Consider the following 23,175-nt stretch of genomic DNA (forward strand, 5'->3'; position numbering starts at 1 on the left):
AGCTCCGAAGCCATGATCCACATCGCCTCGATCGACAACCTCGCCAAGCGCATAACGGACGAGACCACACCAACCTGGCGAGGGACTTACTAGGGCATAAAGGGCAATCCGTTCACATCAAACGCCCACTGAGTGCCTGACTGAAAACCGGTGACTGTGCAGATGGTCAGCGCCATTCGCCGACGACGAGGCCCGGGAGCGTCCAGGGAACTCCACCGCGCTGTACGGTCGGGCGAGTACCGCAGCTGTCGACACAGGAGCCGAGATGGGACCGGATCATGTTTCTGATTGGTTCTGGGAGGTCCTGGAAGCGACACGACCGCGTCTGTCTGCTCTGGAGTTGTGGTTGGAGTCCCACTCGCGGGAGGTGCTTGAAGCCTTCGCGCTCGCATACGAGTCCGCGGCGGAATCGCTGGCCGACTTCTCGGAAGGTGTGAGCGTGGATGGGGACGTCTGGTCCGAAGACAGCACCGAAGATCTGTGCATGTGGGTGGTCGGGCAGGGCTACGGGCTGTGGAGCTCGGTGGTTGTGGGAGAACTGCGGCTGGAAGAAGTCGCTCAGATGTATCTGGGCCGTGCTCCGCTGCTTCCAGAAGGCGTGGCGCCGTGGGACGGGGATGTCTCGGACCCTGAGCACAGGGGCTACCAGTCTCCCGGGGCCATCGTCCACGGCGTCTACCGGACGCGATTCGCCGAGGAGCTCCATGAACGGCTTGAGGGTATGTGAGGAGATTGCCCGGGCCGGGCGGGTAACGCGGGCGGGGCTCCTGGCGGATGCGGCGGCCCACTTCGGCCCGCTGCGGCAGTTCACCCTGGCCAACTCCCACCACCGCAGTCACCCCGCGCAAACCCAGGCACTGTACCGCTACCTGCGCTGGCGCAACACCAACGCCCGCCACCCCGACGTACTCGCCGCCCAACGCAAGGAACGTGCCCGCATCCGCAGCGAAAAGGGCATCCGCTGGGGCGGCGCCCCCTCAACACCGCAGCCTGACCAACCGCGAATAGCAGCCCCCGAACGCCGACGGGGCAGGTTCAGGAGAAGGACAAGCGACAGAAGGATGACTCAGGAGGCGAACGGCTCGATCTCCCCCGCAAAGACGATGACCTGGTCGATGAGGCTCCGCCGCAGATGGACGACATCCGTTCCCGCCAGGCGGGGGCCTCCATCGGGCGTGGTGAAGACCCACTGGTACCGGGCCCACTCGTCAGGCATGTCCACCGCTGAGCAGCGCAGCATCGTGCCGGTCCCCGCCGGGTGGCGCCGGATGTCCAGCACGAACCGCTCGACCGCCGCGATTCCTTCGATGCGGCCCAACGGCCCCCAGAAGACCACGTCTGAGGTCAGGGCCTGGGAGAGCAGGGCAGTCACATAGCTGTCGTCCGAGGCGTTGAACGCGGAGATGAACGTGTCGATCGCGGAGCGTGCGGTCTCTTCCTGCATGCCCCAGTAATACCAGCCGTTTCGCGTGCGCGCTCATCCCGCGAGCCGCCTTCCGATCACGGTGAACCATCCCGGTCACAGCACTAGGGCGGGTATCGGGTCGCGATCAATCTGTGGGAATCGCCCTCACGGCGAGGCCTGATCAGGTAGATCATGTCGCGTGACGCGAGTGCAACTGACGGATGCGGAATGGGAGTTCATCGAGCCGTACCTGCCGATCGGCGAGTACGGCCCGTACCCGGAGCGGCTGCGGCAGCAGTTCGGGGGCGTGATCTGGCGGTTCAGGACCGGAGGGCAGCGGCGGGAGATGCCGGCGGAGTTCGGCGCGTGGTCAACCGTCTCCGATCGCTTCCGGCAATGGCGTGACGCGGGCGTCTTCGAAGCCCTGCTGGAGGGCGCGATCGCGGAGGCCGCGAGGCGGGGCGAGAACGACGACGTGCCCGGCGGCGGCGCAGGCTCCGGCTGAAGGCCGCCCTGCCCGGACGCTCCGGAGGTGGGCAGACCGGCAGGATCCATGTCGCCGGTGAGCGGAAGTGCCGACCGCTGGTGTTCGTGCTGACCGAGGGACAGGCCGCCGACAGTCCGCAGTTCATCCCCGTGCTCAAGAAATTACGGGTTCACGGGCCGGTCGGCCGTCCCCGCACCCGGCCCGACGCGGTCGCCGGGGACAAGGCCTACTCGTCCTGCGGCAACCGCGCCCACCTGCGTCAACGCGCGATCAAGGCCGTCATCCCGGAGAAGGAGGACCAGGCCGTCAACCGGACGAGGAAGGGCAGCCGTGGCGGCCGGCCCGTCAGCCACGACGCCGACCTCTACAAGAGCGCAACACTGTCGAACGGCTGATCAACAAGTTGAAGGCCGGGCGAGGCATCGCCACCCGCTACGACAAGACGTCCGCCGGCTACCTCGCCGGCCTCCATCTCCGCGGCGCGATGATCTGGATCAAAGACCTCAACAGGATCATCCCTTGATCGCGACCAAATACGCTCCCTAGGCCGGTCGCATTTGCCAGGAGCTCCTTGTGTCCTTTGACCCTGCCGGGACTGGTGATGCCAACTCTGTCCCGGCTCCGGCGTGTTGTTGCGTGGCCTGCCGGTTCGGCCACGGTGGCGCGCACCCGCCGCGGCCGCGTCGGTATCCCTCGGACATGAGCGATGCGGAGTGGCTGGTCACGGAGCCGCTGCTGCCCCTGGCGGCGTGGCGGTGGGGGAAGGGCGGGCGTCCGGAAGAGCGCTGCCGCCGGGTGATCGTGGATGCGATCCGGTACGTGGTGGACAACGGCTGCAAGTGGCGGGCCCTGCCCGCGGACTTCCCGCCACACGCCACCGTCTACTCCTTCTTCGTTCGTTGGGAACGGGCCCAGGCCGTCGACGACCTGCACGATCGGCTCCGGGATCGGCTTCGCCGACGGGAGGGCCGCGATGCCGAGCCGAGCGCGGCGATCGTCGATTCGCAGTCGCTGCGGGCCGCCGAGACCGTGGCCACCACAGGCCGCGGCTGGGACGCAGGCCAGAAGGTGAACGGAACCAAGCGGCACGTCGCGGTGGACGCACGCCGCCCTCGCCCAGTACCCCGCCCACCCCGGCGACGAGGACGAGTCCGGGGATCAGGACGAGGACCAGGAGCACCAGCTGCTCGGCGACATCCGCACCCGGGTCCGGCGCCGGGCGGCCGGGCTCACCTGGCCGCGCCGCCGAGGCCGCCTACCAGGCCCGGCAGAGCGCCGATGCCGCGCACCGCCGACCCCCTCTACACGGCCCTCGGCCGCGCCGGCCTCCACACCCTCACGAGGTCTTCACGTTGGTCAGCGGTGTCGGGACGGTGTCGGTCACGGTGTAACCGCTGGAGTTACCGGGCCCGTTGTTCTTCACCGTCAGCGTGTACGTCACGGCCGCACCCGGCTTGACGATCTCCGGCCCAGGTGACACTGCCGGAGGCGCCGGTGATCGCCTTGTAGGGCCGGGTCGGCACGTCCTGCCCGATGAACACCTGCGGTTCGGCCGGATCGAACGGGTCACCGGCCGCCGCGTGCGACTGAGGCGCGATGACGACCGGGGCGCGAAGGCGCCTGCTCCGATGAGCAAGGCCATCAACAGCAGTCCTGTGAGCGAGCGGCGCGGGCGCCCTCTGTGCCGCCCTGAGCGGCGAACTATGGTGCTCATTCAGTACCTTCCGGTCTCTGTCGCGGTATCCCGCGAAGAACGTTTCGTGCTCGATGCAACTGCCCTCTGCCGGGCCACTCCGAGGCCTGCTCGGCGGCTGCGTCGGCAGAGGTCTCCGTTCGGCCGGAGGCCTCCGCGGGGACGGTCGTCGAAGACTCGGTGTCGTCCTGTGCCGCTTCCGGCGGCGGTGGCGTCGACGACGTGACGGGATCGGACATCGGCTGGACCGGCTCCGATACCTCCTCGGGTCGGCCTCGCCTGTCCGCGCCGGGCCGGGACTCCGGCTGCCGCGGTGGCGGTCTCTCCCCGGGTCCTTCGGCGCCAGCTCTCAACCACCGCTTCAACCAGCCCACTTACGGGACACCCTCCTGATAGGAAGCCACGGCGCGCGCAGCATCGGACCCCGTCCACGCACCGGAATCAGGCCGGCAAGCACCCGATTCTGAAGGGGAGTAAAGCACTGGTTTATTCAAACTTGTCGTATCTGCGCATGTTTTGCGTCTGCGTTTCGCCCCCCACTTGAGATCGCGGCGGGTTGAAACGATCCGCGTGTCATCGGCCGGCTGTCGAAAAGTGCCGAGGGGTGAGTGAACACCAATGGGGCACCGGGGAGTTCACCCCGCCGTGCGATCTCCGGCGACCGGTGCCGCCGTGCCCAGGGGGCAGGTGGGCGAACATGACGGCTGGCCGGTTTTTTCGGTTCTGCGTATGTTCCTTGGGGGGATCAGGGATGAGGAGGGCGATGTCATGGCTCGGCGTGATCGGCGTATGGGTCGCAATGAAGTACCCGGGGGGATCCAGAGGGCCGAGTCGGGGTGGCTCACTCGAAGGTCGGGTGGCCGGGCGCTCGTGATCCTCCTGCGACCAGGCAACGCCGGAGCGAACACCGCCGCCGACCACATCACGGTCGACGCCGCCCTCGCTCAGATCCCCGACGCCCACCGCCACGGCACCGAGATCCTCATCCGCGCCGACATCGCGGGCAGCGCCAAGGCATTCCCAACCCACCTGCGCACTCTCAGGCAGCGCGGCATCCCGACCACCTTCTCCCTCGGACGCGCCATCGCCGCCGAGTTCCGCAAAGCCATCCGCGCGCTGCCCGAGCAGCTCTGGCACCCCACCCTCGAACAGGACGGCTCCCTCCGCACCGGGGCCGAGGTCGCCGAACTGACCGGCATGGTCGACCTCGCCGGCCACCCGGACGGCACCCGGGCCATCGTGCGGCGCGAACGCCCCACCCCGGCGCCCAGCTCTCGCTCTTCGACTTGGACGAAGGGATGCGCCACCAGGTCTTCCTCGCCGACACACCCGCCGCCGGTGGAGGCTCGCCGCAACACCCGGAGGTCCGCCACCGCGCCCACGCCGGAGTCGAGGACCACATCCTCCCCCAGACTCCGTCCGGGGGACCCCCAGCGGCAAGACCACCGGCTTCGGGCGCCTCTCCTCACGCCACTTCGCCATCAACGCGGCCTGGCCGGAGCTCTCCCTGACCGCCATCGACCTGCTCGCCCGGGCGCGGACCCTGCTGCTGGACGGCGAGCCGGCCACCGCCGAGCCGAAGAAGCTCCGCTACCGGATCCTGCATACCGCCGCCCGGATCACCCGCGCCGCACGACGCATCCGCCTTCGAATCGCCTCCGCCTGGCCCTGGCGCCACGAGCTCACCCTCGCCTTCGCCCGCCTCGCAGCGCGGCCCCGCACGGTGACCTGACCCGACGACACCGCCACCGACCACCCACGACCCGAGGACCCAAGGAGCACCCGACCGCGCGTCGGGCCCTCGGCATGCCCACCCCGCCCCGAACAGGCCGAGCACCACCACCCCAAAGATCGACCCGGCTCGGCCAGCCCCAACCGAAACGCGAAGGCCAGGGCCGAACTCGGCCGAAAGAAGCAGAGGAAAGCAATAGTTGACGATCAGTCATACAGCTGTGGCGCGAGCCGCAGCGCGCCCGGCCACCCGGCCCGAGAAGAGGCAGCCGCCGAGGAAGGTGCCCTCCAGCGCGTTGTATCCGTGGACCCCGCCGCCCCCGAAACCGGCCACCTCACCCGCCGCGTACAGGCCTTCGACGGGCCGCCCGTTCGGGCCGAGGGCCCGGGAGTCGAGGTCGGTCTGGATGCCGCCGAGGGTCTTGCGAGTGAGGACGTGCAGCTTGACGCCGATCAGCGGGCCGGCCGCCGGGGCGAGGATGCGGTGCGGCGCGGCGGCGCGGCCGAGCCGGTCGTCGAGGTGGCGCCGGGCGTTGCGGATGCCCTGGACCTGCGAGTCCTTGCCGAAGGGGTTGGCCACCTGGAGGTCGCGCGCCTCGATCTGCCGGCGTAGCAGCGCCGCGTCGAGCAGGGGCTCGTCGGTGAGCGCGTTCATCCGCTCCACGAGCTCCTGCAGCGTGCGCGCGACCACGAAGTCCGCACCGCGCCGCTTGAACGCCTCGCCGCGCGCCGGCGCGCCCGTTGGGCCGGGCCGCGCGGGGATGGTTGAGTGTCCGCGTACCGGTGGCGGCGGTGTGGACGCGGGGTGGTGCGGGTGGCGGGCGAGGGCGGCTTCCCGTCGCGCGGGGTGTGGCGACGCCCCGCGCTGCGCTGGGTGGACGTGCTGGTGACGGCGGCCCTGCTCTCGCTGCTGTACGGACTGCTACGGCCGGCCTGTAGGGTTCCAAAAGTCCTGCACATGCGCTGAGCTGCGTGTTCGTCAGCTGCTCTGGTCTTCGTCAAGCGGTGTTGTGGTACTCGTGGATGAGTCCGTCGAGGACGTCGTGGCGCTGGATCCGCTGGGCTGGGAACGGGATGACGTCGGGGTTGTCGGCAGGAGCGCGAAGTTGCAGCGCTCGGTGCGGCCGGGCGGAGTTGTAGTGCCGGGCGTATTCGGCGAGCAGGTGCCGCAGGTGCTGCTCGTTGTAGATGAGCAGCCGGTCGGTGCACTCGGACCTGGCGGTGCGTATGAACCTCTCCGCGTGGGCGTTCATCCGTGGTGTCTGCGGCGCGCTCTTGAGGATTTCGATGCCGTCGGCGGTGAAGACGGCGTCGAATGCGTGGGTGTAGCGGCTGTCGCGGTACGAGGCGGGTAGCGGAAGCCTGCGGCCCGTTCGCCGAGGTCGGCGAGGAGGTTGCGGGCGAGCCGGGTGACCCGGGCGGCGGTCGGGTGGGCGCTCTGCCTGGCGCCGGTTGTTCGTTGAAGGTCTGTCGCGCGGTGCACGCCGGGTGCGCGATTCTCCGGCAGCGGGTGGTCTCGGTTCGTGCAGTCGGCGGCGCAAGTCGGTCGTCTGGGCGCCAGTTTCGAACATCGGCGGCTTTGCGGCGGGGGTGTGCGTTTCGCTCGTCCTCGTTGTCGTGATCCCGACCGAGGAGCTGACGGTGACGACAGGTGAGATCGGGACGGCCCGCCCGGGCGCGGCCCGCGGGCTGGAAGCGGTGGACGGGTTCGCGGCGGCCCGGGAGCGGGTGTGCGCGAGCCTGAGTGCGGCCGTCGGCCCGGACGGCGCGGTGCGCAGGCCGTGCACCAGCCGGACGCTGGAGTCGGCGCTGTTACTCGTACTGCTGCGCCGGCGCGGTGACCACCCGCGGCAGGAGCGGGAGCTCGCGGAGTTCCTGGCCGCCCCGCAGGCGCAGGCCGACGGGTTCGACGCGGCGTTGGTGCAGGCGGTCCTGCACGGCCGGACGGTCGGCGCCGATGTGGTCGGCGGTGAGCTGCTGGCCGGGTTCGACCACTTCTCGATGGCGCGCAAGCGGCTGCTGTTCGACGTCTGCCTGGCCGTGGCGGGTGCTGTGCCGTTCGACGCGTCGATGCTGTGCCCGCCACGCGCGGCGGACCGGGGCAGCGAGAACGGGGACAACACGGTCACCTGGGTCGAGATGATCATGCTGAGTGTGCGGGTCCTGGTCGCGCACGGTCTCGGTACGGGTGCGCAGGTCGACGCTGGGGAGCGCGAGCGCCTGCTGGAGCTGTTGGGCTCCAGCCGGGCGCCGGTGTGGGAGAACTACCCCGCCGCGCACCTGCTGGCGCTGCTGGCCGTCCAGGAGTTCGCCCCCGGCCACCGGCTGGTCGAAACCGGCGTGGCCGCGGTGCTGGTGTGCCGCAACCCGGACGGTGGGGTGCCGAGCATGTCGGACCTGGACGTGTTCAGCACCGCGCCCACCGGGATCGCCCTGACCCGGGCGGGAGCGGACCGCGCGCTGCTGCACCGCATGTGCGACTACCTGATCGGCCAGCAGATGCCGGACGGTGGCTGGGCGTTCGGTGAGCACATGCGGCACAACGACGTGGACGACACCTCCTACGTCGCGGCCTGCCTGGCAACCGTCGACCCGGTGCGCCACTGTGAGGCCCTGCTGCGCGCCGGCGGGTACCTGCGGGGCATCGTCGGACGGGACGGCGGGTTCCCGACCTACGTGAAGGGCGATCCGTCGGAGGTCGGCATGACCGCCGGCGCGGTCAGCGCGCTGGCATGGAACGGGACCGACCACGGCGACCTGCTGGACGGCGCGGCCCGCTGGCTGCTGGACTCCCAGCACGAGGACGGCACGTTCGAGCGCAGCTGGAGCCTGAGCGAGGCGAACACGATCTGGCGGGCGATGTGGGCGCTGCACTCGCTGCCCGAACCGACCCGCACCACCCTCCAGGAGCGCATCGCCGATGCGAGCGCCGCCTCCCACCGGTTCCTCGCCCGGGCGCAGAACGAGGACGGCGGCTGGGGCTACCGGCCCAAGGACCCCAGCGACACCACCAGCACCTGCTACTCGCTGATGGCCCTGGCCGCCATGGGCCGACGCCCGCAGGACGACGCCGTCGTGCGGGCGGGCGTGGCCCATCTGCTGTCCCGACAGGGACCCGACGGCGCTTTCACCGCACTGCCCGACCAGGTCGCCCCCCGCCCCCTGCTGTTCGACGCGCCCATCTTCACCGACACCTGGGTCCTGCTCGCCCTGACCGGCTGCGACAGCGACGAGACGCGGTGACCGGGCGCCCTGCACAGGCGAGTACCACCCGCGCACCGAGGCCCCTGCCCGTCGACCGCCCCTGCCCGCTGGACCCGCCCGCCGAACTCCAGTACCTGCGCACCGAACTGCCCGTGGCGCCGCTGGCCTTCCCCGACGGCCCACCGGGATGGCTGGTCACCCGCTACGACGACGTCCGCACCGCCCTCGCCGACCCCCGGCTCAGCTCGCGGCGCCCCCACCTCAACTCCCACATCCGGGCCAGCCTCATCACCCCCGCCGAAATGGCCGCACTGCGCCCCAGCGACCTGCTCACCAGCGACCCGCCCGAACACACCCGGCTGCGCCGCCTGGTCAACGGCCAGTTCACCACCCGCCGGATGGCCCTGCTGGCCCCGCGGATCCAGGACATCGTCGACCAGCACCTCGACGCCCTGGCCGCCGCCCCCCGCCCGGTGGACCTGATGACCACCGTCGCCCTGCCCGTCCCGTCCCTGGTGATCAGCGAACTCCTCGGCGTCCCCTACACCGACCGCGACCGCTACCAGCGCCTCACCGCCGAACTGCTCTCCCTCGACCGCACCCGCGAGCAACTCCTCTCCAGCAAGGCCGAGATGAAGGACTACCTGCTGCATCTGATCCGCACCAGACGCGCCGAGCCCGCCGACGACCTGCTCTCCGGCCTCCTCCAGGCCCAGGCCACCGACACCACGCTGACCGACGACGAGATCGCCGCCCTTGCCCAGCTCATCCTCATCGCCGGCCACGAGACCACCGCCAACGTCATCGGCCTCGCCACCCTCCTCCTGCTGCGCCCGCCCCGCCTGTGGGACACCGTCCGCCACCGACCCGACCTCGTCGACGGCGTCATCGAGGAAACCCTGCGCCACGCGACCGTCCTGCAGTTCGGCCTGCTCAGGGTCGCCCGCGAGCCCCTCACCCTCGCCGGACAGCCCATCGCGGCGGGCGAGCGGGTCGTCCTCCACCTGCCCGCCGCCAACCGCGACGGCGCCCGCTTCACCGACCCCGACCACTTCGACCCCCACCGCCCCGACGCCGCCAAGCACCTCAGCTTCGGCCACGGCCCCCACCACTGCATCGGCGACCAACTCGCCCGCACCGAACTGCGCACCCTGCTCACCACCATGCTGCACCGCTTCCCCGACCTGCGACTGGCCACCGACCCGGACGAGGTCGCCACCCACCGGCACCGGGTCGTCCACGGTCCGGCCCGCCTCCCGGTGGACTTCACCCCCTGACCCGTCACCCGCACAGCCGACCCACCAGGAAGGGACCACACGAACGGTGGCGACCACGACTCCTGCCGGCCACGACACGTACTCCGCCTACGCCTTCGACTTCGACGGCACCCTCGCGGACACGGCCGACATCAACCACGGCGCGGTACAGGCCTCACTCGCCGCCCACGGCATCACCGTCACCCTCACCTGGCTCGCCGCCGAACCCGCCTTCACCGCCGGCCAACTGCGCCGCCGCCTCGCCCTCCCACCCGCCGCCCTGCCCGAGGACACCTTCGTCCAGGCGGCCCGCGCCTACTGGTTCGCGAACACCGACCGGATCAAACCGATCTCCGCGGTCGCCACCGCCGCACGCACCGCCGCCGAACACGCCGCCCTCGCCGTCGTCTCCGCCAACTACAGCGACATCGTCCGCCACGGCCTGACCGTCATCGGACTCGACGACCTCCCCTGGACCATCGTCGGCCGCGACGACGTCGCCCAGCCCAAACCCGCCCCCGACGCCTACCTGCACGCCGCCCACCTGCTGCGAACCGAACCCGGTCACTGCCTCGCCCACGAGGACAGCGACGAGGGCATCACCGCCGCCACGGCCGCCGGCATGCGCGTCATCGACATCCGACACCGACCCTGGTGATGATCCCGGGCAAGTCCACCGGCCGGCAGGAGCATGCCTCGGCATGCAGCAGCTCATGCTCATGGTGCTCGTCGGCGTGCACCATGCTGGCTGCATAGGCCGGCGCCGGGGTTGGCTGGAAGCCTGCCACCCTCTCACCCACATGGCCCCACGCTGACGTGCAATGCGCGGCACACCTCTGCCAATGTGGCTGCGGCCAGATGGATCTTCAGGATCCTGATGATGACTGGAAGGACGCGCCATGACCGAAGCCGAGGCCAGGGAACTGTTCGCAAAGATCGACAGCGACTCCGACGGACAGATCAACGTCGTCGAACTCGCCAACCACTTCAAGAGCGAGGGCCACCAGGGGCAGCTCAAGGAGAAGGTCAAGGAGGCGATGGCGGCGGACAGCAACCGCGACCGCGTCCTCGACTTCGAGGAGTTCTACGCGCTGGTCAAGTAGCACGTGGGCGGACCGCCCCCGGGCGCAGGACAGGAACGAGTCCCGGGGTGATCGCCGGTTCCGCGCGCGGTCGGGTGCTGCTGATCGGGCCGGCAAGGCCGGCACGATCGCGGGGCACCTCCGTGCCGCCCGGGGGTGGTCCGTCGTGCGCCCTACTGGTGCACGTACTCGCGGCCTGGACGCACGTCAAGCACAGGTCAAGCCGCGGATCCGCGTGGACTCGCGGCCGAGCCACTGCTCGGCGCGTGCACCGGCCGCAACCCACGCCGAGTTCGCCGGCCTCCTGAGAGCGGCGGAAACCGCCCGGGACAGGTACATGGTGGCAATCACGGCCTGCTGCGCACCGCGCGTCGACCAGCTCGTGTCACTGATGCGCGAGGACACCCACTGCGTCCCGATCGGCCGGACCGTGCCGGGGCGCCCCTGTCTCCGGGGCCGCATCTCCGTCTGCGGAAGCGGGGCGGGCATCCGAAGGGCGCGGCCAACAAGAACCGCAGCATGGTCATCGTGCCCGTGCCGAGCGCGGTGGAGATGCTCTACGCCGACTGGCTGCGCGAGCGCGGACGGCGAAGACGGCGTCCTGCCACGATCCCCGCTCCTGCCACGTCATGGCCCCGTCGGTGCTCCGCTCGGCGGTGCACCGCAGGTTGACTCTCCGGGTCCTCCAGGCCGGCGACCCGCCCTGCGCCGATACGTCCAGGTCGACGACGTGGTTCCCGCTGCTGAACAGCCCTCCCGGTGCGTCCCAGTCGGGCCCGGTGACGGGCGCGGGGGCGCGGAGCAATCCCGTTTCGGTACCCGCCAGGACGGCTCCCTCGGCAACGGCCGGCGCCGTCACGGAGGCCGCGGCGACGCCGACGCGGTTGAAGGTTGACCTGCTCGGTGACGCGGTAGACGTCGTCGGCGACGATGTCGGCGAGGTTCACCGCGAAGGCCTCGCCGTTGCGCAGACCGCAGCCGCTCATCGGGTCGACCACCAGGAGGAAGGTGTCGTCGCCGGCGGTGCGTATCGCCTGGAGCTCGGCTGGGGAGGGTATGACGGCGCGCTTCGGGTCGTGCTGGGGCGGCTTGACGCCGTCGAACGGGTTCTCGTCGTGGAGGCCGAGGAGGTGGGCGTCGAGGAGGATCGACTTCAGCTTGTCGAAGGCGTTGGACTGGGTAGCGAGGCCGACGCCGTTGCGCTCCATGGTCTGGATGAAGGCCTCGACGACCTTGTGGTCGAAGGTGCCTATCCGGCGGCTGCGGAAGGCGGGGTAGAGGTGGCCGGTCCGGTGAGGAGGTCCAGCAGGCGCGGAGCGACTGGGAGACCCCCCGCTTCGGCGAGATGCACGGCTACGACGGTGCCCGACTGAGGGCTCCGGAGCTTCCCGACATCCCGCTGAAGGCGCGGGGTCGGGTGCGCTGAGCTGCGGTAGCGCCCGTATAGAGGTGCGCGTGTGAGGTTGCGGGTCTGGTCGCCCGGAGGTGCTGAGAGGCGGTCGCCCGGGTTGCCGTGCGGCCTTTCGGGCTCGGTTGGGATGGGTGTAGCAGGGTCACGTCGGAGGGGAGGTGGAGCTGCCCGGTGACGGTGGACGGGCCGTGGCCGGTCCGGGCGGCTGGCAGGGTGAGCGGCGGCAGGTCGTCGTCCTGGGCCGGCGAATGTCCGGTGCCGGATACGGGCGGCACGTATGGAGAAGCACGCGCGGGGCCGCGTCCGGAAAATGAACGCGGGATCGGATTGAGCGCGCTTCGGCAAGGAAGGGAATGGCCACATGACCGCAATGCAGGACGTCTGCGCCGACCTGGCGACGGAAGGGGCCGAACTCGCCCGGCTGGTGACGGGCCTGTCGCCCGACCAGTGGTCCGCGCCGAGCCCGGCCGCGGGCTGGACGGTCCGGCACCAGGTGGCGCACCTGGCGCTGGTCAGCCACCTGATCGACCTCGGGGTGCGCGACCCGGTCGCTTTCGAGGCCGAGACCGCGCCCATCCGGGAGGACTTCGGGACCGGCATGGCGGCCCGGCTCGCCGAAGGCCTCGCCGAGCCCGTCCCCGACCTGCTGCGCCGCTGGGCCGAGCAGAGGGCCGCCGCCGAGAAGGGGCTCGCCGCCGCTCCCCGGCGCGAACCGGTGCCGTGGCTGGCCGGTCCGCTGCCGGCCGGCGTGCTCGCCGCGGTCGCGTTGATGGAGCTGTTCGCGCACGGCCAGGACGTCCACGAGGCCCTGGGCGTCCCGTACGCCTTCACCGATCGGATCGGCCACATCGCCTTCCTCGGCACCAGGACCCGGGACCTGGCCTACCGGGCCCGCGGCCTGGAGCCCCCCGCCGAGCCGTTCCGGTTCGAGCTGACCGGCCCGTCCGGCGTCTCCTGGGCCTTCGGCCCCGAGGAGGCCGAGCAGCGGATCTGCGGCCCGGCCGCGGACTTCTGTCTGCTCGTCACCCGTCGCAGGCACCGCGACGACCTCGCGCTGACCGCCGTCGGCGCGGCGGCCGACCACTGGCTGGGCATCGCCCAGACCTACCTCGGCCCGCCCGGCGAGGGGCGCGGCCGCATTGGGCAATATCACGTATAGATCGGCCACTCGGCGGCTGGTTTCCTCGCTGTCGGGCCGGTTCGGCCCGCCCGCCACGAGGGACCGGGAGGCGCCGTGCCAGAACAACGGACGAGTCGGTGGCTGCCGGCCGGACGGGCCACGCCACGCTCCCGGCGGCCCGGCTCGCCGACGCCGTGCAGCGCTGGTGGGCCCGGCACATCCCGGCCGAGTTCGGCGCGGCCTGCACCTGCGTCCACGCGGTGCCCGCCGTGGCGGCCGCCACGGCCGGCGGCCCCGTGCCCCGGCCGGTCGAGGAGGCGGTGGCCGACACCGTCCACCGGCTGTACCGTACGGGTCTGCTGACGCGGCGCCAGGCGGGCGCCGCGGGCGAACTGACCACATCATGACGGCGGCGCCGCGCGACGCCCCGGAACCAGAGGAGACGACCGTGACAGCGGCGCAGACCCAGCACGATCCGGCCGAGCAGCACTTGGCCTACCGGCGCAGCCGGAAGGCGATCGCCACCCTGGTGGCCGGGCTGCCGGACCCGGCCGCCGTCGGTGTGTCCGCCTGTCCGAACTGGAGCGTGTGGGACCTGATCGGGCACCTGGTGCACATCTGCGAGTCGTTCGTCGCCCTGGAGGACAGCCAGATCGACCTGGGCCCGCTGGAGGGCGTCCCGGCGGCCGAACTGCTCGACCGCTGGGACGGGTTGGACGGCGCGCTGCTCGAGGCCCTGGGCCATACCCCGGAGCTGCGCCGGCGGATCCTGCTGCTCGACGTGTTCTCGCACGAGCTGGACCTGCGGCTGGGGCTGGACGCGCCCGCCGAGCCGACCGCGCACCCCGCGTTCGACGGTGCGCTGGACCTGAGCACCATGGGCTTCGGCCTGGCGGTGCACGGCGGCGGGCTGCCGGCGTTGCGGATCGAGACCCCCGGGCGGGCCTGGGTGGTGGGCGAGGGCGCCCCCGCCGCTACCGTGCGCGGGGTGGCGGTGGACGTGTTCCGGTCGCTGACCGGCCGCCGCACCTGGCCGCAGATCGAGGGCCTGGAGTGGTCCGGGGGATCGGCCGGGAAGTGGGCGGAGGCGTTCGCCTGGGGCCCGTTCGCGCCGCCCGCGGCCGAGGTGGAGCCGCTCGTCGGGCGCTGAGCGGGTCCGGCCGCCGCGCGCCGTGCGGCGGCCCCTCACGTCCCGGTCAGGGCGGGCTCGGGCACCGGTTCGGCGCCGACCCGGTCGACGGCCGCCGTGCCGCGGGCCGGCGCGTCGGCGATCCGCGGATCGGCCGCCGCCCGGTCCAGGTCCGGCGGCAGCGGCGCGGCCGGCAGCAGCGACAGCGACGTGCCCGGCGCGGCCGGCGCCCGGACGGACGCGCGCATCAGGCCGATCAGCACCCGGAGCACCGGGCCGAGCGCCTGGCCTGGCCTGGGCGTTCGGCGGCAGCGGGCCCAGGAAGATAGTGACGGAGGACATGCCGGTGCTGGAGGAGGCGCCAGTCAGCAGGACCGCGGGCGAGGGCCGCTCACCTGCCTTCCGCCAGGCGCTCCTCGGAGACGGTGGCGTCCTCCGGCTGCGAGGCGATCCGGCTGCGGGTCACCGAGTTGCCCAGGCCCAGGCCGTCCACCAGGCGGTTGATGAAGGCGAACAGGGCGGCGGTGAACACCGCCTCCAGCATCTCCTCGTTGCTCCAGCCGGCGGCCTCGGTCGCAGCCCAGTCCTCGTCGGTGATCCGGAAGGCGCCGGTGCCGACCTTGGTGACCAGGCGCATCAGCGCCTTGGTGCGCTCGTCGATCGGCAGCTCCTCCACCGAGGGGGAGTTCTCGATCGCGTCGGTCAGCTCCCGGGGGCCGCCGAACTGGGCCAGGAACCAGTTGTGGGTGCCGACGCAGTACGGGCAGCCGTTGACCTTGGAGCTCCAGGCGGAGATCATCTCGCGGGTCGCGCGCGGTAGCACCCCGTCGTTGAAGACTCCGCCGTATCCGGCGATCACGACCTCCAGCAGGTCGGGGCGGCTGGAGACCAGCCGGAACATGTCCGGCACGAAGGGGATGCCCATCCGCGACTTGATCGCGTCGTACAGCTCCTTCGTCCGGCCCTCGGCCTCGGCCTCCTCCACCAGCGGGACGCGAACCGTGCTCAGCACATTCGGATCGGTCATGGGTAATCGCCTTCCCTTTCGACGGTACGGGTCGCCCCGCAGGCCTTTCCGAATACCGGGGGGACGCGTGGAATTCCTGCCCGGCGGGCAACTTCGTGGTTCTCCCCATGGTGGCAGGAACACTGCGGGCTTCTCGTCTCTCAGATTGCCCTGGATGCGCCGGCCCCGGACGCTGTCCGCCCGGCCCGGCGGCACGGGACAGAGCCGCGGGGTCTCGGGATCGGGTCCGGTCGGCGGCCGGACCGGGGCCGGCGCATCCAGGGGCAACCGTCCCGTCGCCGAGGTGGGATACCGTGCACCGTCATCGAGGGGCGATACAGGGGTTTGTCATGGGACGACGGGTCGAGAGCGCGCAGCCGCAACTACGCCGTCAGCTGGGCGTGTTCGACGCGGTGGTTGTCGGGCTGGGGTCGATGATCGGCGCGGGGATCTTCGCCGCGCTGGCTCCGGCCGCCGCCGCGGCCGGGTCAGGCCTGCTGCTGGGACTGGCGCTCGCGGCGGTGGTGGCGTACTGCAACGCGACCTCCTCGGCGCGGCTGGCCGCCCGGTATCCGCAGTCCGGCGGGACGTACGTCTACGGGCGGGAGCGGCTGGGAGCGTTCTGGGGCTACCTGGCGGGCTGGGGGTTCGTCGTCGGCAAGACCGCGTCCTGCGCCGCGATGGCGCTGACGGTGGGCGGCTACGTGTGGCCCGGCCAGGCGCACGCGGTGGCGGTGGCCGCGGTGGTGGCGCTGACGGCGGTGAACTACGCGGGCGTGCAGAAGTCCGCATGGCTGACCCGGGTGATCGTCGCGATGGTGCTCGCGGTGCTCGCCGCCGTCGTGGCGGCCGCGCTGACTTCGGGCGGTGCGGACGCGGTCCGGCTGGACATCGGTGCGGACGCCACGGCGCACGGGGTGCTGCAGGCGGCCGGCCTGCTGTTCTTCGCGTTCGCCGGCTATGCCCGGATCGCCACCCTCGGGGAGGAGGTCCGCGACCCGGCCCGTACCATCCCCCGGGCCGTCCCGGTCGCGCTGGGCACGACGCTCGTCGTCTACGCCCTCGTCGCGGTCGCGGTCCTCCTGGTGCTCGGGTCCGAACGCCTGGCCGGCGCCGCTGCGCCGCTGGACGAGGCGGTGCGGGCGGCGGGCGCGGACTGGCTCACCCCGGTGGTACGGGCGGGGGCGGCCGTGGCCGCGCTCGGCTCGCTGCTCGCCCTGATCCTCGGGGTCTCCCGCACGACGCTCGCGATGGCCCGCGACCGGCACCTCCCGCACGCTCTGGCGGCGGTCCACCCCCGGTTCCAGGTGCCGTACCGTGCCGAGCTCGCGGTCGGCGCCGTCGTCGCGGTGGTGGCGGCGACCGCGGACGTGCGCGGGGCGATCGGGTTCTCGTCCTTCGGGGTGCTGACCTACTACGCCGTCGCGAACGCCTCGGCCTGGACGCTGACCCGGGCCGAGGGCCGCCCGCCGAGGCTGGTTCCCGTAGTCGGTCTGGCCGGCTGCCTGGTGCTGGCGTTCGCCCTGCCGGCGTCCGCGGTCGTCTCGGGCGCGGCTGTCCTGGCCGCAGGGGCCGCCGCCTACGCGGTGCGCCGGGGCGTCTCCTCGTAGGCCGGGGTCGTCGAGTGCGCCGGCCTGGGTTCCGGAGGCCGTCGCCCGGACGGTCGAGCTCCTCGGACGGCCCCGCCGCCGGGGCCGGACGGCCGCCCTGTGGGTGGGTCGCGCGGCCGAGCGGGTCTGGCCGTGAGGGGCACGTGAAAGGTGCGGTGGGGCGCCGGCATCGTTGCCGAGGCCGCCGCGGTCGCGACGGAGAGCCAACCCGGCCTCGATGAGTCGCCGGAGCCGGTCGTCGGTCGTCGGGCGTCGGGCGACCGTGTTCATCGGCGCGGGCCGGTCGCTCGGCCCGTCAGTCGGCGAAGAGGTGCGGGTTGAGCGGTACGGGCGCGGCGGGGGCCTCGTGCTCGTGGCGGAAGTGGTGGATCCGGGCGTCCGGGCCGGGGAAGTACTCCGTCACCCGGTCGCTGTCGGACCAGCGCACGTCGTACGGCGGGCTGCCGTCCGGGTGGTGCAGGCCGATGATCTCGCCGTCCCTCCTGGTGGCGCCCGGCCGGGTGCCCTGGACGATGATGCGGTCTCCCACGGCGGCTTTCATGCCGTCCTCCTGCGGTCGGTACGGGACGGGGCCGGCCGCCCGTACCTCCATGACACCACCGGAGGCCGGGCACGGCAGGGGCCGGAAGGTCCCGGGCCGGTGGCCCGTCCTCGCCTGGGACCTCGACGACGGCGGGCCACCGGCCGGCTGACCGCACCCCGGCCCACAGCGGAACGGCCGCCACCGGGCAGCGCGTGTGGCGGGGCAGCGCCGACAGGTCAGGACGGCGGGAACGGGGCGTTCGTGGCCGCGTCGGTGACACCGGCGCGGAGCAGTTGGTGTCCGAGGTCCACCAGGGCCCGCCCCGCCGCGTACTCGTCGCCGATCTCCGGTACGGGGTCGTCGTGGGGGTTGCGACGGGCCGTGGTCCGGCTCTCCAGCGTGTTGTCGCCGGTGTCGAGTACGGCGTGCACCTTGGTGACGTCCCCCTCCTCGAAGAGGTCCAGGCGAAGGGTCCACCGTTTGGTGCGGGCCGGCTGGGGTGCGGTGCCCTCGTTCATGTTCGCGTCCGTTCGTTCGGGGGCGGGCCACGCGGGCCCGTCCACGGGGACCGGTGCCGCCGGTGTGTCCGCGCGGCCCGCCGGGACGGGGGCGAGGCGTGTCCGGTACCTCCATCGTGGGACCACGGGCCGCGAGTCCGCGAGGGGAGCGGGCCCGGCGGCGGACGGACCGGCCGGGACCGCGACGCCGGTGGTCAGCGTCCGCCGCCCGGGGCGGAGGGCACCGTGACGACCGGGCAGTGGGCGCGGTGCAGCAGGCCGTGCGGGACGGACCCGAGCCGCATGCCGGTGAACCCGCCACGCCCACGACGCCCCACCACGACGGCGAGCGCGTGCTCGGAGGCTTTGGCGAGTTCCTCGACGGGGTGGCCGCGGATCACCTCGTGCGTGAGCGTGACATCGGGGTGGACGGCCCGGCGTCCGGCCGTGGTCTCGCCCAGCCGCCGCCGCAGGGTCTGGACGGTCGCGCCCTCGTCGACGTGGCCGTCCAGGTGCGACTGCCAGACCCAGACGGCGCGCAGCGCGGCCCGGCGGCTCGCGGCGAGACCGAAGGCGAAGTCCACGGCCGCCCCGGACGCCGGGCTGCCGTCCACACCGACCACCACGTACGGCGGCTCCTGGGTGACGTGCTCGGGTTCGCGGACGACCACCACCGGGCAGTGGGCCTGGGCGCTCACCGGGACGGTCACCGAGGACGTGCTCAGCACCTCCTCCAGCCGGTTCAGCCGGCGCGAGCCGAGGACGACGAGTGCGGCGTGGGCGGACTCCCGGCAGAGGAGCGGGGCGGGTGCCGCCTCCTTGACGGCGGTGGCCACCGACAGGTTCGGGTGCCGTCGGCGGGCGAAGGCCGCGGCATCGTCCAGGGCCCGGTCGCCGCGCTCCCGCAACTCCTTGAAGGCATGCGGATCCTCGGACACCGGCGGAAGGGCGTGGACCATCCGCAGAGAGAGTCTGCGGCGGTCGGCCTCGTCGGCCGCCCAGGCCACCACCATCCTCCCCGGGGTGAGGGTGTCCACGCCGAGGACGACCGGGCGGCGCTCGCTGGCGGATGTCATGGCTCCTCCACCGGATCGGCCGGCCGGTCCGTGACGACCGGCCCTGCTCCCACGGTAGGGAGACCGGGGCGTTCGGTGCGAGGGCCGTCCGGCCCCATGCGGGAGGGCCGGACCGCACGGGGCACCGGTTGTCCGGCCCGCAGCCGGTTCTCGATCAGCCGCCGGACGTCGCCGGTGTGCCGGCGCAGACGGCCGGAGACGGCCACGGCCGGCGGCTGCGGAGCGTTGATCCGACGTGCACCGGCGGGGAGCCGGGCCAGGTCGGTCGCGAAAGCGGCCCGGGCCCGGGCGAGCGGAGGCCGTGCGGCGGTCCGCTCACCGCCCGACATCACCGTCTCCAGCAGCGGGATGGTGTCCTCGGGCGCGGGCTCGTCCCGCAGTGCGACCGTGTTGGTGCCCCCGGCCCGCGATACACCTGCTCGGCCCCGGGCATCACCGCCAGTGGCGGACCGGACGAGTACGGCATCGACCGGCTGGTCCACGCCGGCGCACCGCACGTCGTACGGTGGACCGCTCCGGTCCGGCCGGCTCACAGAGTGAAGGTGTGTCTCTCACCGGGCCGGACGATGGTCGGCGCTCCCCGGAACCGGATCTGGACGGGCTCCTGGCGGCTCTGCCGCAGGCTCACCGTCACCGCCCGCCGGTCGGTGGCGATCACCACACCCCAGTGGCCGCGGTAGCGGAGTTCCAGCTCCAGGCGGCCAAGGGCGGACGGCAGACGGGGATCGAGCCAGAGTGCGTCCTCGCGGATCTCCAGGCCGGTGTAGCAGCGTTGCAGCAGGTCGACCGCGCCGGCCATCGCGCCGAGGTGGATGCCCTCGGCGGTGGTGCCGCCCTGGGCGTCCCGGAGGTCGGCCACCAGGGCGTCGCGGAAGTACCGCCAGGAGGCGCTGCGGTCGGAGCGGGTGAGCACCCAGGCATGCACCACGGAGCTGAGCGTCGAGCCGTGGACGGTACGCCGCAGGTAGTACCCGGTGGTGCGGCGCAGCAGCTCGTGCCCGGCAGGGTAGCCGAGCCGCCGGAGCAGGTCGCGGACCTCGCGGGCGGAGAACAGGTACCAGAGCATCAGCACGTCCGCCTGCTTGGACACCCGGTAGCGGTTGACGGTGTCGCCCTCGGCCTCCAGGATCCGGTCGAGCCGGCGCAGGTCGGGGTAGCGGCGCCGGTAGGCCGTCCAGTCGAGTTCGTCGAGCCGTTGGTAACCGTCGAACTGGCTGAGCACCCCGTCGTGGAAGGGGACGTGCAGACGCCGCCCGACGTCCTGCCAGCGGTCGAGCTCGGCGCTGTCCAGCGCCAGTCGTTCCAGCAGTTCGTCGCGGCGGTACTCCGGGAGGATCCGTACGGTGTCCAGGGCGCGGGCCAGCACCCAGGAGGCCAGCACATTGGTGTAGGCGTTGTCGTCCAGGCCGGGACCGGCCGCCCACGGGTAGGCGTCGTGGTACTCGTCCGGGCCGAGCACACCGCGGATCGAATAGCGTTTCCGCCGGGGGTCGTAGGTGGCGGTCGAGCACCAGAACCGGGCGATCTCCAACAGCATCTCGGCTCCGGCCTCGGCGAGGAAGTCCATGTCACCGGTGGCCTGGTAGTACTGCCAGACGTTGTAGGCGACCGCCGAGCCGACGTGCCGCTGGAGGTGGCTGCGGTCGGGCAGCCAGCGGCCGGAGAGCGGGTTCAGGTGCAGCCGCTGGGACTCCTCGCGGCCGTCGCTCGCGCTCTGCCACGGGTACATGGCGCCGCGCAGTCCTGCTTCGCGGGCGCTCTGCCGGGCGGCGCCCAGCCGCCGGTGGCGATAACGCAGGACGGCCCGGGCGAGTTCGGGGAAGCGCGGGTTGAGCAGTTGGAGGACGAACAGTTCGTCCCAGAAGACGTGGCCCCGGTACGCCTCGCCGTGCAGCCCGCGGGCCGGGATGCCGACGTCGAGGTCGGCGGAGTGCTCGGAGTACGTCTGGAGCAGGTGGAACAGGTTCAGGTGCAGCGGGCCGGCGCCGTCGAAGTCCGCCTCGATCCGGCAGCGGCCCCACAACTCCGCCCAGCGCACGGAGTGTTCGGTCAGCAGCCGGTCGAAGGCGGCGGCCTGCGCGGCCAGGAGCCGGGAGGCGGGCAGGGGCGCCTCGATCGCCGGGTCGCGGGAGGTGTGGACCGCGACGGTCTTCTCGATCGTCACCGGGCGGTTCCGCCGGATCTCCACCGCGAGGGTCTGGGCCGCCCGGCCGTCCCGGAACTCCTCGGTGCGGTGGGCCGGGACGGGCGCGCCGCCCGCGCGGTGCAGGCGGGTGCGGGCCGCGAGCGCGATGTGCAGCGGCGACCCGATGGCGGCGACCTCCAGCCAGAGCAGACCGTCCTCGTCCACGCCCTGGCCGACGGGGAGGAGGTGGCGGTCGGCCAGGCCGCGGTAGCGCGCGACTCCGGTGTTGGTGACGGTGCCGTCCAGCTCCGAGCGGATCTCCACCGGACCGGACCAGTTCTCCGCCGTCAGCGTGCACTGCAGGACGAGCAGGTGCGGTTGCGCCTGGCTGGCGATCCGCCGCTGGACAAGCCGGGTCCGGCGCCCGCCGGAGTCCACCACCAGGGCGGTCCGGGTCAGGACACCGCGCCGGAGGTCGAGCTCCAGGGCCTGCTCGGCGGGCGGGCCGGTGAACCACGTGCCGCCGACGGGGCGGAAGGTCAGGGGCAGCCAGTTCGGGGTGTTGATCAGGTCCTCGTTGGTGACCACCCGGCCCGCGACCGTCGAGGCGGCGCGGTCGTAACAGCCGGCCAGGTAGGTGCCCGGGTAGTGGACGCAGTCGGCGACCGACTCGGGTGCGGCGCCCCGGCTGACGAGGTAGCCGTTGCCGACCGCGCAGAGGACCTCCCGCAGCCCCTCCTCGGCCGGGTCGAAGCCCTGGTAGCACAGGGTCCACGGATCGGGCATCGCGGCGTTGGCCGCCGTCGTCGTGGCGGTGTCCGGTTCCACGCGCGGCCTCCGTGCTGTCGGCGTCCTTCCAGTCTGCGCAACGGGCCGTCGGGCCGCTCCCCGGCCGAGCCGAGCCGCTCGTCCACCGTTTCCGGTACCCGGTCGGGGCGGAGCCGGACGGCCGGTCCTTCTCCCCAGTGCGCTGCGGTGGTCCGGCGCGCAGAATCGGTGGGGAGAGGACACCAACACCCGGGGAGCCGGCGATGGACGTGACCGAGCCCGTGCAACCCGCCGAGTCCGCGGGGCCCGTGCGGGTGTTCCTGCTGGACGACCACGAGGTGGTCCGGCGTGGGGTGCGCGATCTGCTGGAAGCGGAAACCGACATCGAGGTCGTCGGTGAGGCCGGCAGCTGCGCGCAGGCGCTCGCCCGTATCCCGGCGCTGCGGCCGCAGGTCGCCGTCCTCGACGTCCGTCTGCCGGACGGTGACGGGGTCACCGTCTGCCGGGAGCTGCGCGACCGGATGCCGGATCTGGTCTGCCTGATGTTGACGTCCTTCGACGACGACGACGCCCTGCTGGACGCGATCATGGCGGGTGCCGCAGGCTATGTGCTGAAGCAGGTCAAGGGCGCCGACCTCGTGGGCGCGGTGCGGACGGTGGCCTCCGGTCAGTCCATGCTCGATCCGGCGACCACGCGCAAGCTCATGGAGAGTCTGCGCCACCACGAGGAGGCCGACACCGGGACGGTCCTGTCCCAGCTGACCCCGCGTGAGCGGGAGATCCTCGCCCTGGTGGGGGAGGGCAAGACCAATCGGCAGATCGGCCAGGAGCTCTACCTGGCCGAGAAGACCGTCAAGAACCACGTCTCGCGGCTGCTCGCCAAGCTGGGCGTGGAACGGCGTCTTCAGGCGGCGGTGCTCGCGGCCCACGCCGACCCGGAACACCGGTCCGACCGTTCGCGCTGAGGCCGACCGGCCCCGCCGACAGAGCCGGTCGGCCCAAGCGCGGAGCCGGGTCCGGGCAGCACGGTGGGGATGAGGCAACTGCCGGGG

The 23,175-nt window shown here is 72.4% G+C and carries 22 protein-coding genes and 6 pseudogenes; 17 read left to right on the forward strand and 11 right to left on the reverse strand.

Annotated features, from left to right (window positions below):
* From ACIQIB_RS32765 to ACIQIB_RS32775, 3 genes and pseudogenes are all read left to right on the forward strand, one after another.
* Positions 1-93: pseudogene (locus tag ACIQIB_RS32765) on the forward strand (IS5/IS1182 family transposase); the annotation flags it as partial.
* A gap of 172 nt (positions 94-265) precedes the next feature.
* A complete protein-coding gene (locus ACIQIB_RS32770) occupies positions 266-727 on the forward strand; it encodes a hypothetical protein (RefSeq protein ID WP_148836477.1) in 462 nt (153 codons plus the stop codon).
* 55 nt (positions 728-782) lie between these two features.
* Positions 783-971 (forward strand): annotated as a pseudogene (locus ACIQIB_RS32775) (IS630 family transposase); the annotation flags it as partial.
* Positions 972-1,066: 95 nt separating this feature from the next.
* Here the strand turns inward: ACIQIB_RS32775 and ACIQIB_RS32780 are convergent.
* Positions 1,067-1,444, reverse strand: a complete 378-nt coding sequence (locus ACIQIB_RS32780; RefSeq protein ID WP_363612767.1) for a nuclear transport factor 2 family protein — start codon at positions 1,442-1,444, stop codon at positions 1,067-1,069.
* Between the two features lie 160 nt (positions 1,445-1,604).
* Here ACIQIB_RS32780 and ACIQIB_RS32785 point away from each other — a divergent pair.
* Positions 1,605-2,415: pseudogene (locus ACIQIB_RS32785) on the forward strand (IS5 family transposase).
* Positions 2,416-2,591: 176 nt separating this feature from the next.
* Positions 2,592-3,350: a transposase gene (locus ACIQIB_RS32790; RefSeq protein ID WP_400762510.1), complete on the forward strand. Its 759-nt coding sequence runs from the start codon at positions 2,592-2,594 to the stop codon at positions 3,348-3,350.
* On the opposite strand, the pseudogene ACIQIB_RS32795 reads toward ACIQIB_RS32790, so the two are convergent.
* A pseudogene (locus ACIQIB_RS32795) lies at positions 3,244-3,606 on the reverse strand (hypothetical protein); the annotation flags it as partial. The gene ACIQIB_RS32790 and the pseudogene ACIQIB_RS32795 overlap by 107 nt on opposite strands.
* A gap of 837 nt (positions 3,607-4,443) precedes the next feature.
* Here ACIQIB_RS32795 and ACIQIB_RS32800 point away from each other — a divergent pair.
* Positions 4,444-5,317 (forward strand): annotated as a pseudogene (locus ACIQIB_RS32800) (transposase); the annotation flags it as partial.
* Between the two features lie 210 nt (positions 5,318-5,527).
* On the opposite strand, the pseudogene ACIQIB_RS32805 reads toward ACIQIB_RS32800, so the two are convergent.
* Positions 5,528-6,055 (reverse strand): annotated as a pseudogene (locus ACIQIB_RS32805) (FAD-binding protein); the annotation flags it as partial.
* Positions 6,056-6,085: 30 nt separating this feature from the next.
* Between ACIQIB_RS32805 and ACIQIB_RS32810 the strand changes: the two are divergent.
* Positions 6,086-6,283: a hypothetical protein gene (locus tag ACIQIB_RS32810; protein ID WP_400762449.1), complete on the forward strand. Its 198-nt coding sequence runs from the start codon at positions 6,086-6,088 to the stop codon at positions 6,281-6,283.
* A gap of 31 nt (positions 6,284-6,314) precedes the next feature.
* Here ACIQIB_RS32810 and ACIQIB_RS32815 read toward each other — a convergent pair whose 3' ends face one another.
* On the reverse strand, positions 6,315-6,569 hold the full coding sequence (locus ACIQIB_RS32815; RefSeq protein WP_363612781.1) for an integrase core domain-containing protein: 255 nt from the start codon (positions 6,567-6,569) through the stop codon (positions 6,315-6,317).
* A gap of 388 nt (positions 6,570-6,957) precedes the next feature.
* On the opposite strand from ACIQIB_RS32815, the gene ACIQIB_RS32820 reads away from it, so the two are divergent.
* The 8 genes from ACIQIB_RS32820 (at position 6,958) to ACIQIB_RS32855 (ending at position 14,539) form a co-directional block, all read left to right on the forward strand.
* The gene (locus ACIQIB_RS32820; protein WP_400762450.1) at positions 6,958-8,559 is read left to right on the forward strand and encodes a prenyltransferase/squalene oxidase repeat-containing protein; all 1,602 of its coding nucleotides are present in this window, start codon (positions 6,958-6,960) and stop codon (positions 8,557-8,559) included.
* Entirely contained in the window at positions 8,556-9,797 is a 1,242-nt protein-coding gene (locus ACIQIB_RS32825) for a cytochrome P450 (RefSeq protein WP_400762452.1), read from the forward strand. Before ACIQIB_RS32820 ends, ACIQIB_RS32825 begins: the two co-directional genes overlap by 4 nt.
* A gap of 46 nt (positions 9,798-9,843) precedes the next feature.
* Positions 9,844-10,434 (forward strand): HAD family phosphatase, encoded by a 591-nt coding sequence (locus ACIQIB_RS32830; protein WP_363612787.1) that lies wholly within the window; start codon positions 9,844-9,846, stop codon positions 10,432-10,434.
* A gap of 241 nt (positions 10,435-10,675) precedes the next feature.
* Positions 10,676-10,879 (forward strand): EF-hand domain-containing protein, encoded by a 204-nt coding sequence (locus ACIQIB_RS32835; RefSeq protein WP_363612789.1) that lies wholly within the window; start codon positions 10,676-10,678, stop codon positions 10,877-10,879.
* Between the two features lie 863 nt (positions 10,880-11,742).
* On the forward strand, positions 11,743-12,231 hold the full coding sequence (locus ACIQIB_RS32840; RefSeq protein ID WP_400762454.1) for a hypothetical protein: 489 nt from the start codon (positions 11,743-11,745) through the stop codon (positions 12,229-12,231).
* 399 nt (positions 12,232-12,630) lie between these two features.
* Complete coding sequence (locus tag ACIQIB_RS32845; RefSeq protein WP_363612796.1) at positions 12,631-13,428, forward strand: TIGR03084 family metal-binding protein; 798 nt, start codon at positions 12,631-12,633, stop codon at positions 13,426-13,428.
* Positions 13,429-13,526: 98 nt separating this feature from the next.
* On the forward strand, positions 13,527-13,796 hold the full coding sequence (locus ACIQIB_RS32850; RefSeq protein ID WP_400762456.1) for a hypothetical protein: 270 nt from the start codon (positions 13,527-13,529) through the stop codon (positions 13,794-13,796).
* Between the two features lie 41 nt (positions 13,797-13,837).
* The gene (locus ACIQIB_RS32855) at positions 13,838-14,539 is read left to right on the forward strand and encodes a maleylpyruvate isomerase family mycothiol-dependent enzyme (protein ID WP_400762457.1); all 702 of its coding nucleotides are present in this window, start codon (positions 13,838-13,840) and stop codon (positions 14,537-14,539) included.
* A gap of 35 nt (positions 14,540-14,574) precedes the next feature.
* On the opposite strand, the gene ACIQIB_RS32860 is transcribed toward ACIQIB_RS32855, so the two are convergent.
* Positions 14,575-14,790, reverse strand: a complete 216-nt coding sequence (locus tag ACIQIB_RS32860) for a hypothetical protein (RefSeq protein ID WP_400762459.1) — start codon at positions 14,788-14,790, stop codon at positions 14,575-14,577.
* A gap of 119 nt (positions 14,791-14,909) precedes the next feature.
* Entirely contained in the window at positions 14,910-15,545 is a 636-nt protein-coding gene (locus tag ACIQIB_RS32865; RefSeq protein ID WP_400762460.1) for a carboxymuconolactone decarboxylase family protein, read from the reverse strand.
* A 329-nt stretch (positions 15,546-15,874) separates the two neighbouring features.
* On the opposite strand from ACIQIB_RS32865, the gene ACIQIB_RS32870 reads away from it, so the two are divergent.
* Positions 15,875-17,134 (forward strand): APC family permease, encoded by a 1,260-nt coding sequence (locus tag ACIQIB_RS32870; protein WP_400762461.1) that lies wholly within the window; start codon positions 15,875-15,877, stop codon positions 17,132-17,134.
* Between the two features lie 295 nt (positions 17,135-17,429).
* Here the strand turns inward: ACIQIB_RS32870 and ACIQIB_RS32875 are convergent, their stop codons facing one another.
* The 5 genes from ACIQIB_RS32875 to ACIQIB_RS32895 form a co-directional block, all read right to left on the reverse strand.
* Positions 17,430-17,675, reverse strand: coding sequence for a DUF1918 domain-containing protein (locus tag ACIQIB_RS32875; RefSeq protein ID WP_363612808.1), 246 nt, complete (start codon positions 17,673-17,675; stop codon positions 17,430-17,432).
* Positions 17,676-17,893: 218 nt separating this feature from the next.
* Positions 17,894-18,175: a dsRBD fold-containing protein gene (locus ACIQIB_RS32880; protein ID WP_363612810.1), complete on the reverse strand. Its 282-nt coding sequence runs from the start codon at positions 18,173-18,175 to the stop codon at positions 17,894-17,896.
* Positions 18,176-18,369: 194 nt separating this feature from the next.
* The gene (locus ACIQIB_RS32885) at positions 18,370-19,230 is read right to left on the reverse strand and encodes a universal stress protein (RefSeq protein WP_400762463.1); all 861 of its coding nucleotides are present in this window, start codon (positions 19,228-19,230) and stop codon (positions 18,370-18,372) included.
* Complete coding sequence (locus ACIQIB_RS32890) at positions 19,227-19,712, reverse strand: hypothetical protein (RefSeq protein ID WP_400762464.1); 486 nt, start codon at positions 19,710-19,712, stop codon at positions 19,227-19,229. Before ACIQIB_RS32890 ends, ACIQIB_RS32885 begins: the two co-directional genes overlap by 4 nt.
* A 47-nt stretch (positions 19,713-19,759) precedes the next feature.
* Positions 19,760-22,183 (reverse strand): glycoside hydrolase family 65 protein, encoded by a 2,424-nt coding sequence (locus ACIQIB_RS32895; RefSeq protein WP_400762466.1) that lies wholly within the window; start codon positions 22,181-22,183, stop codon positions 19,760-19,762.
* 203 nt (positions 22,184-22,386) lie between these two features.
* Here ACIQIB_RS32895 and ACIQIB_RS32900 point away from each other — a divergent pair, with 203 nt between their 5' ends.
* Positions 22,387-23,088, forward strand: a complete 702-nt coding sequence (locus tag ACIQIB_RS32900; RefSeq protein ID WP_400651043.1) for a response regulator — start codon at positions 22,387-22,389, stop codon at positions 23,086-23,088.
* Positions 23,089-23,175 lie beyond the last annotated feature (87 nt).

Source organism: Kitasatospora sp. NPDC092286 (assembly GCF_044755565.1).
Classification (GTDB): domain Bacteria; phylum Actinomycetota; class Actinomycetes; order Streptomycetales; family Streptomycetaceae; genus Kitasatospora.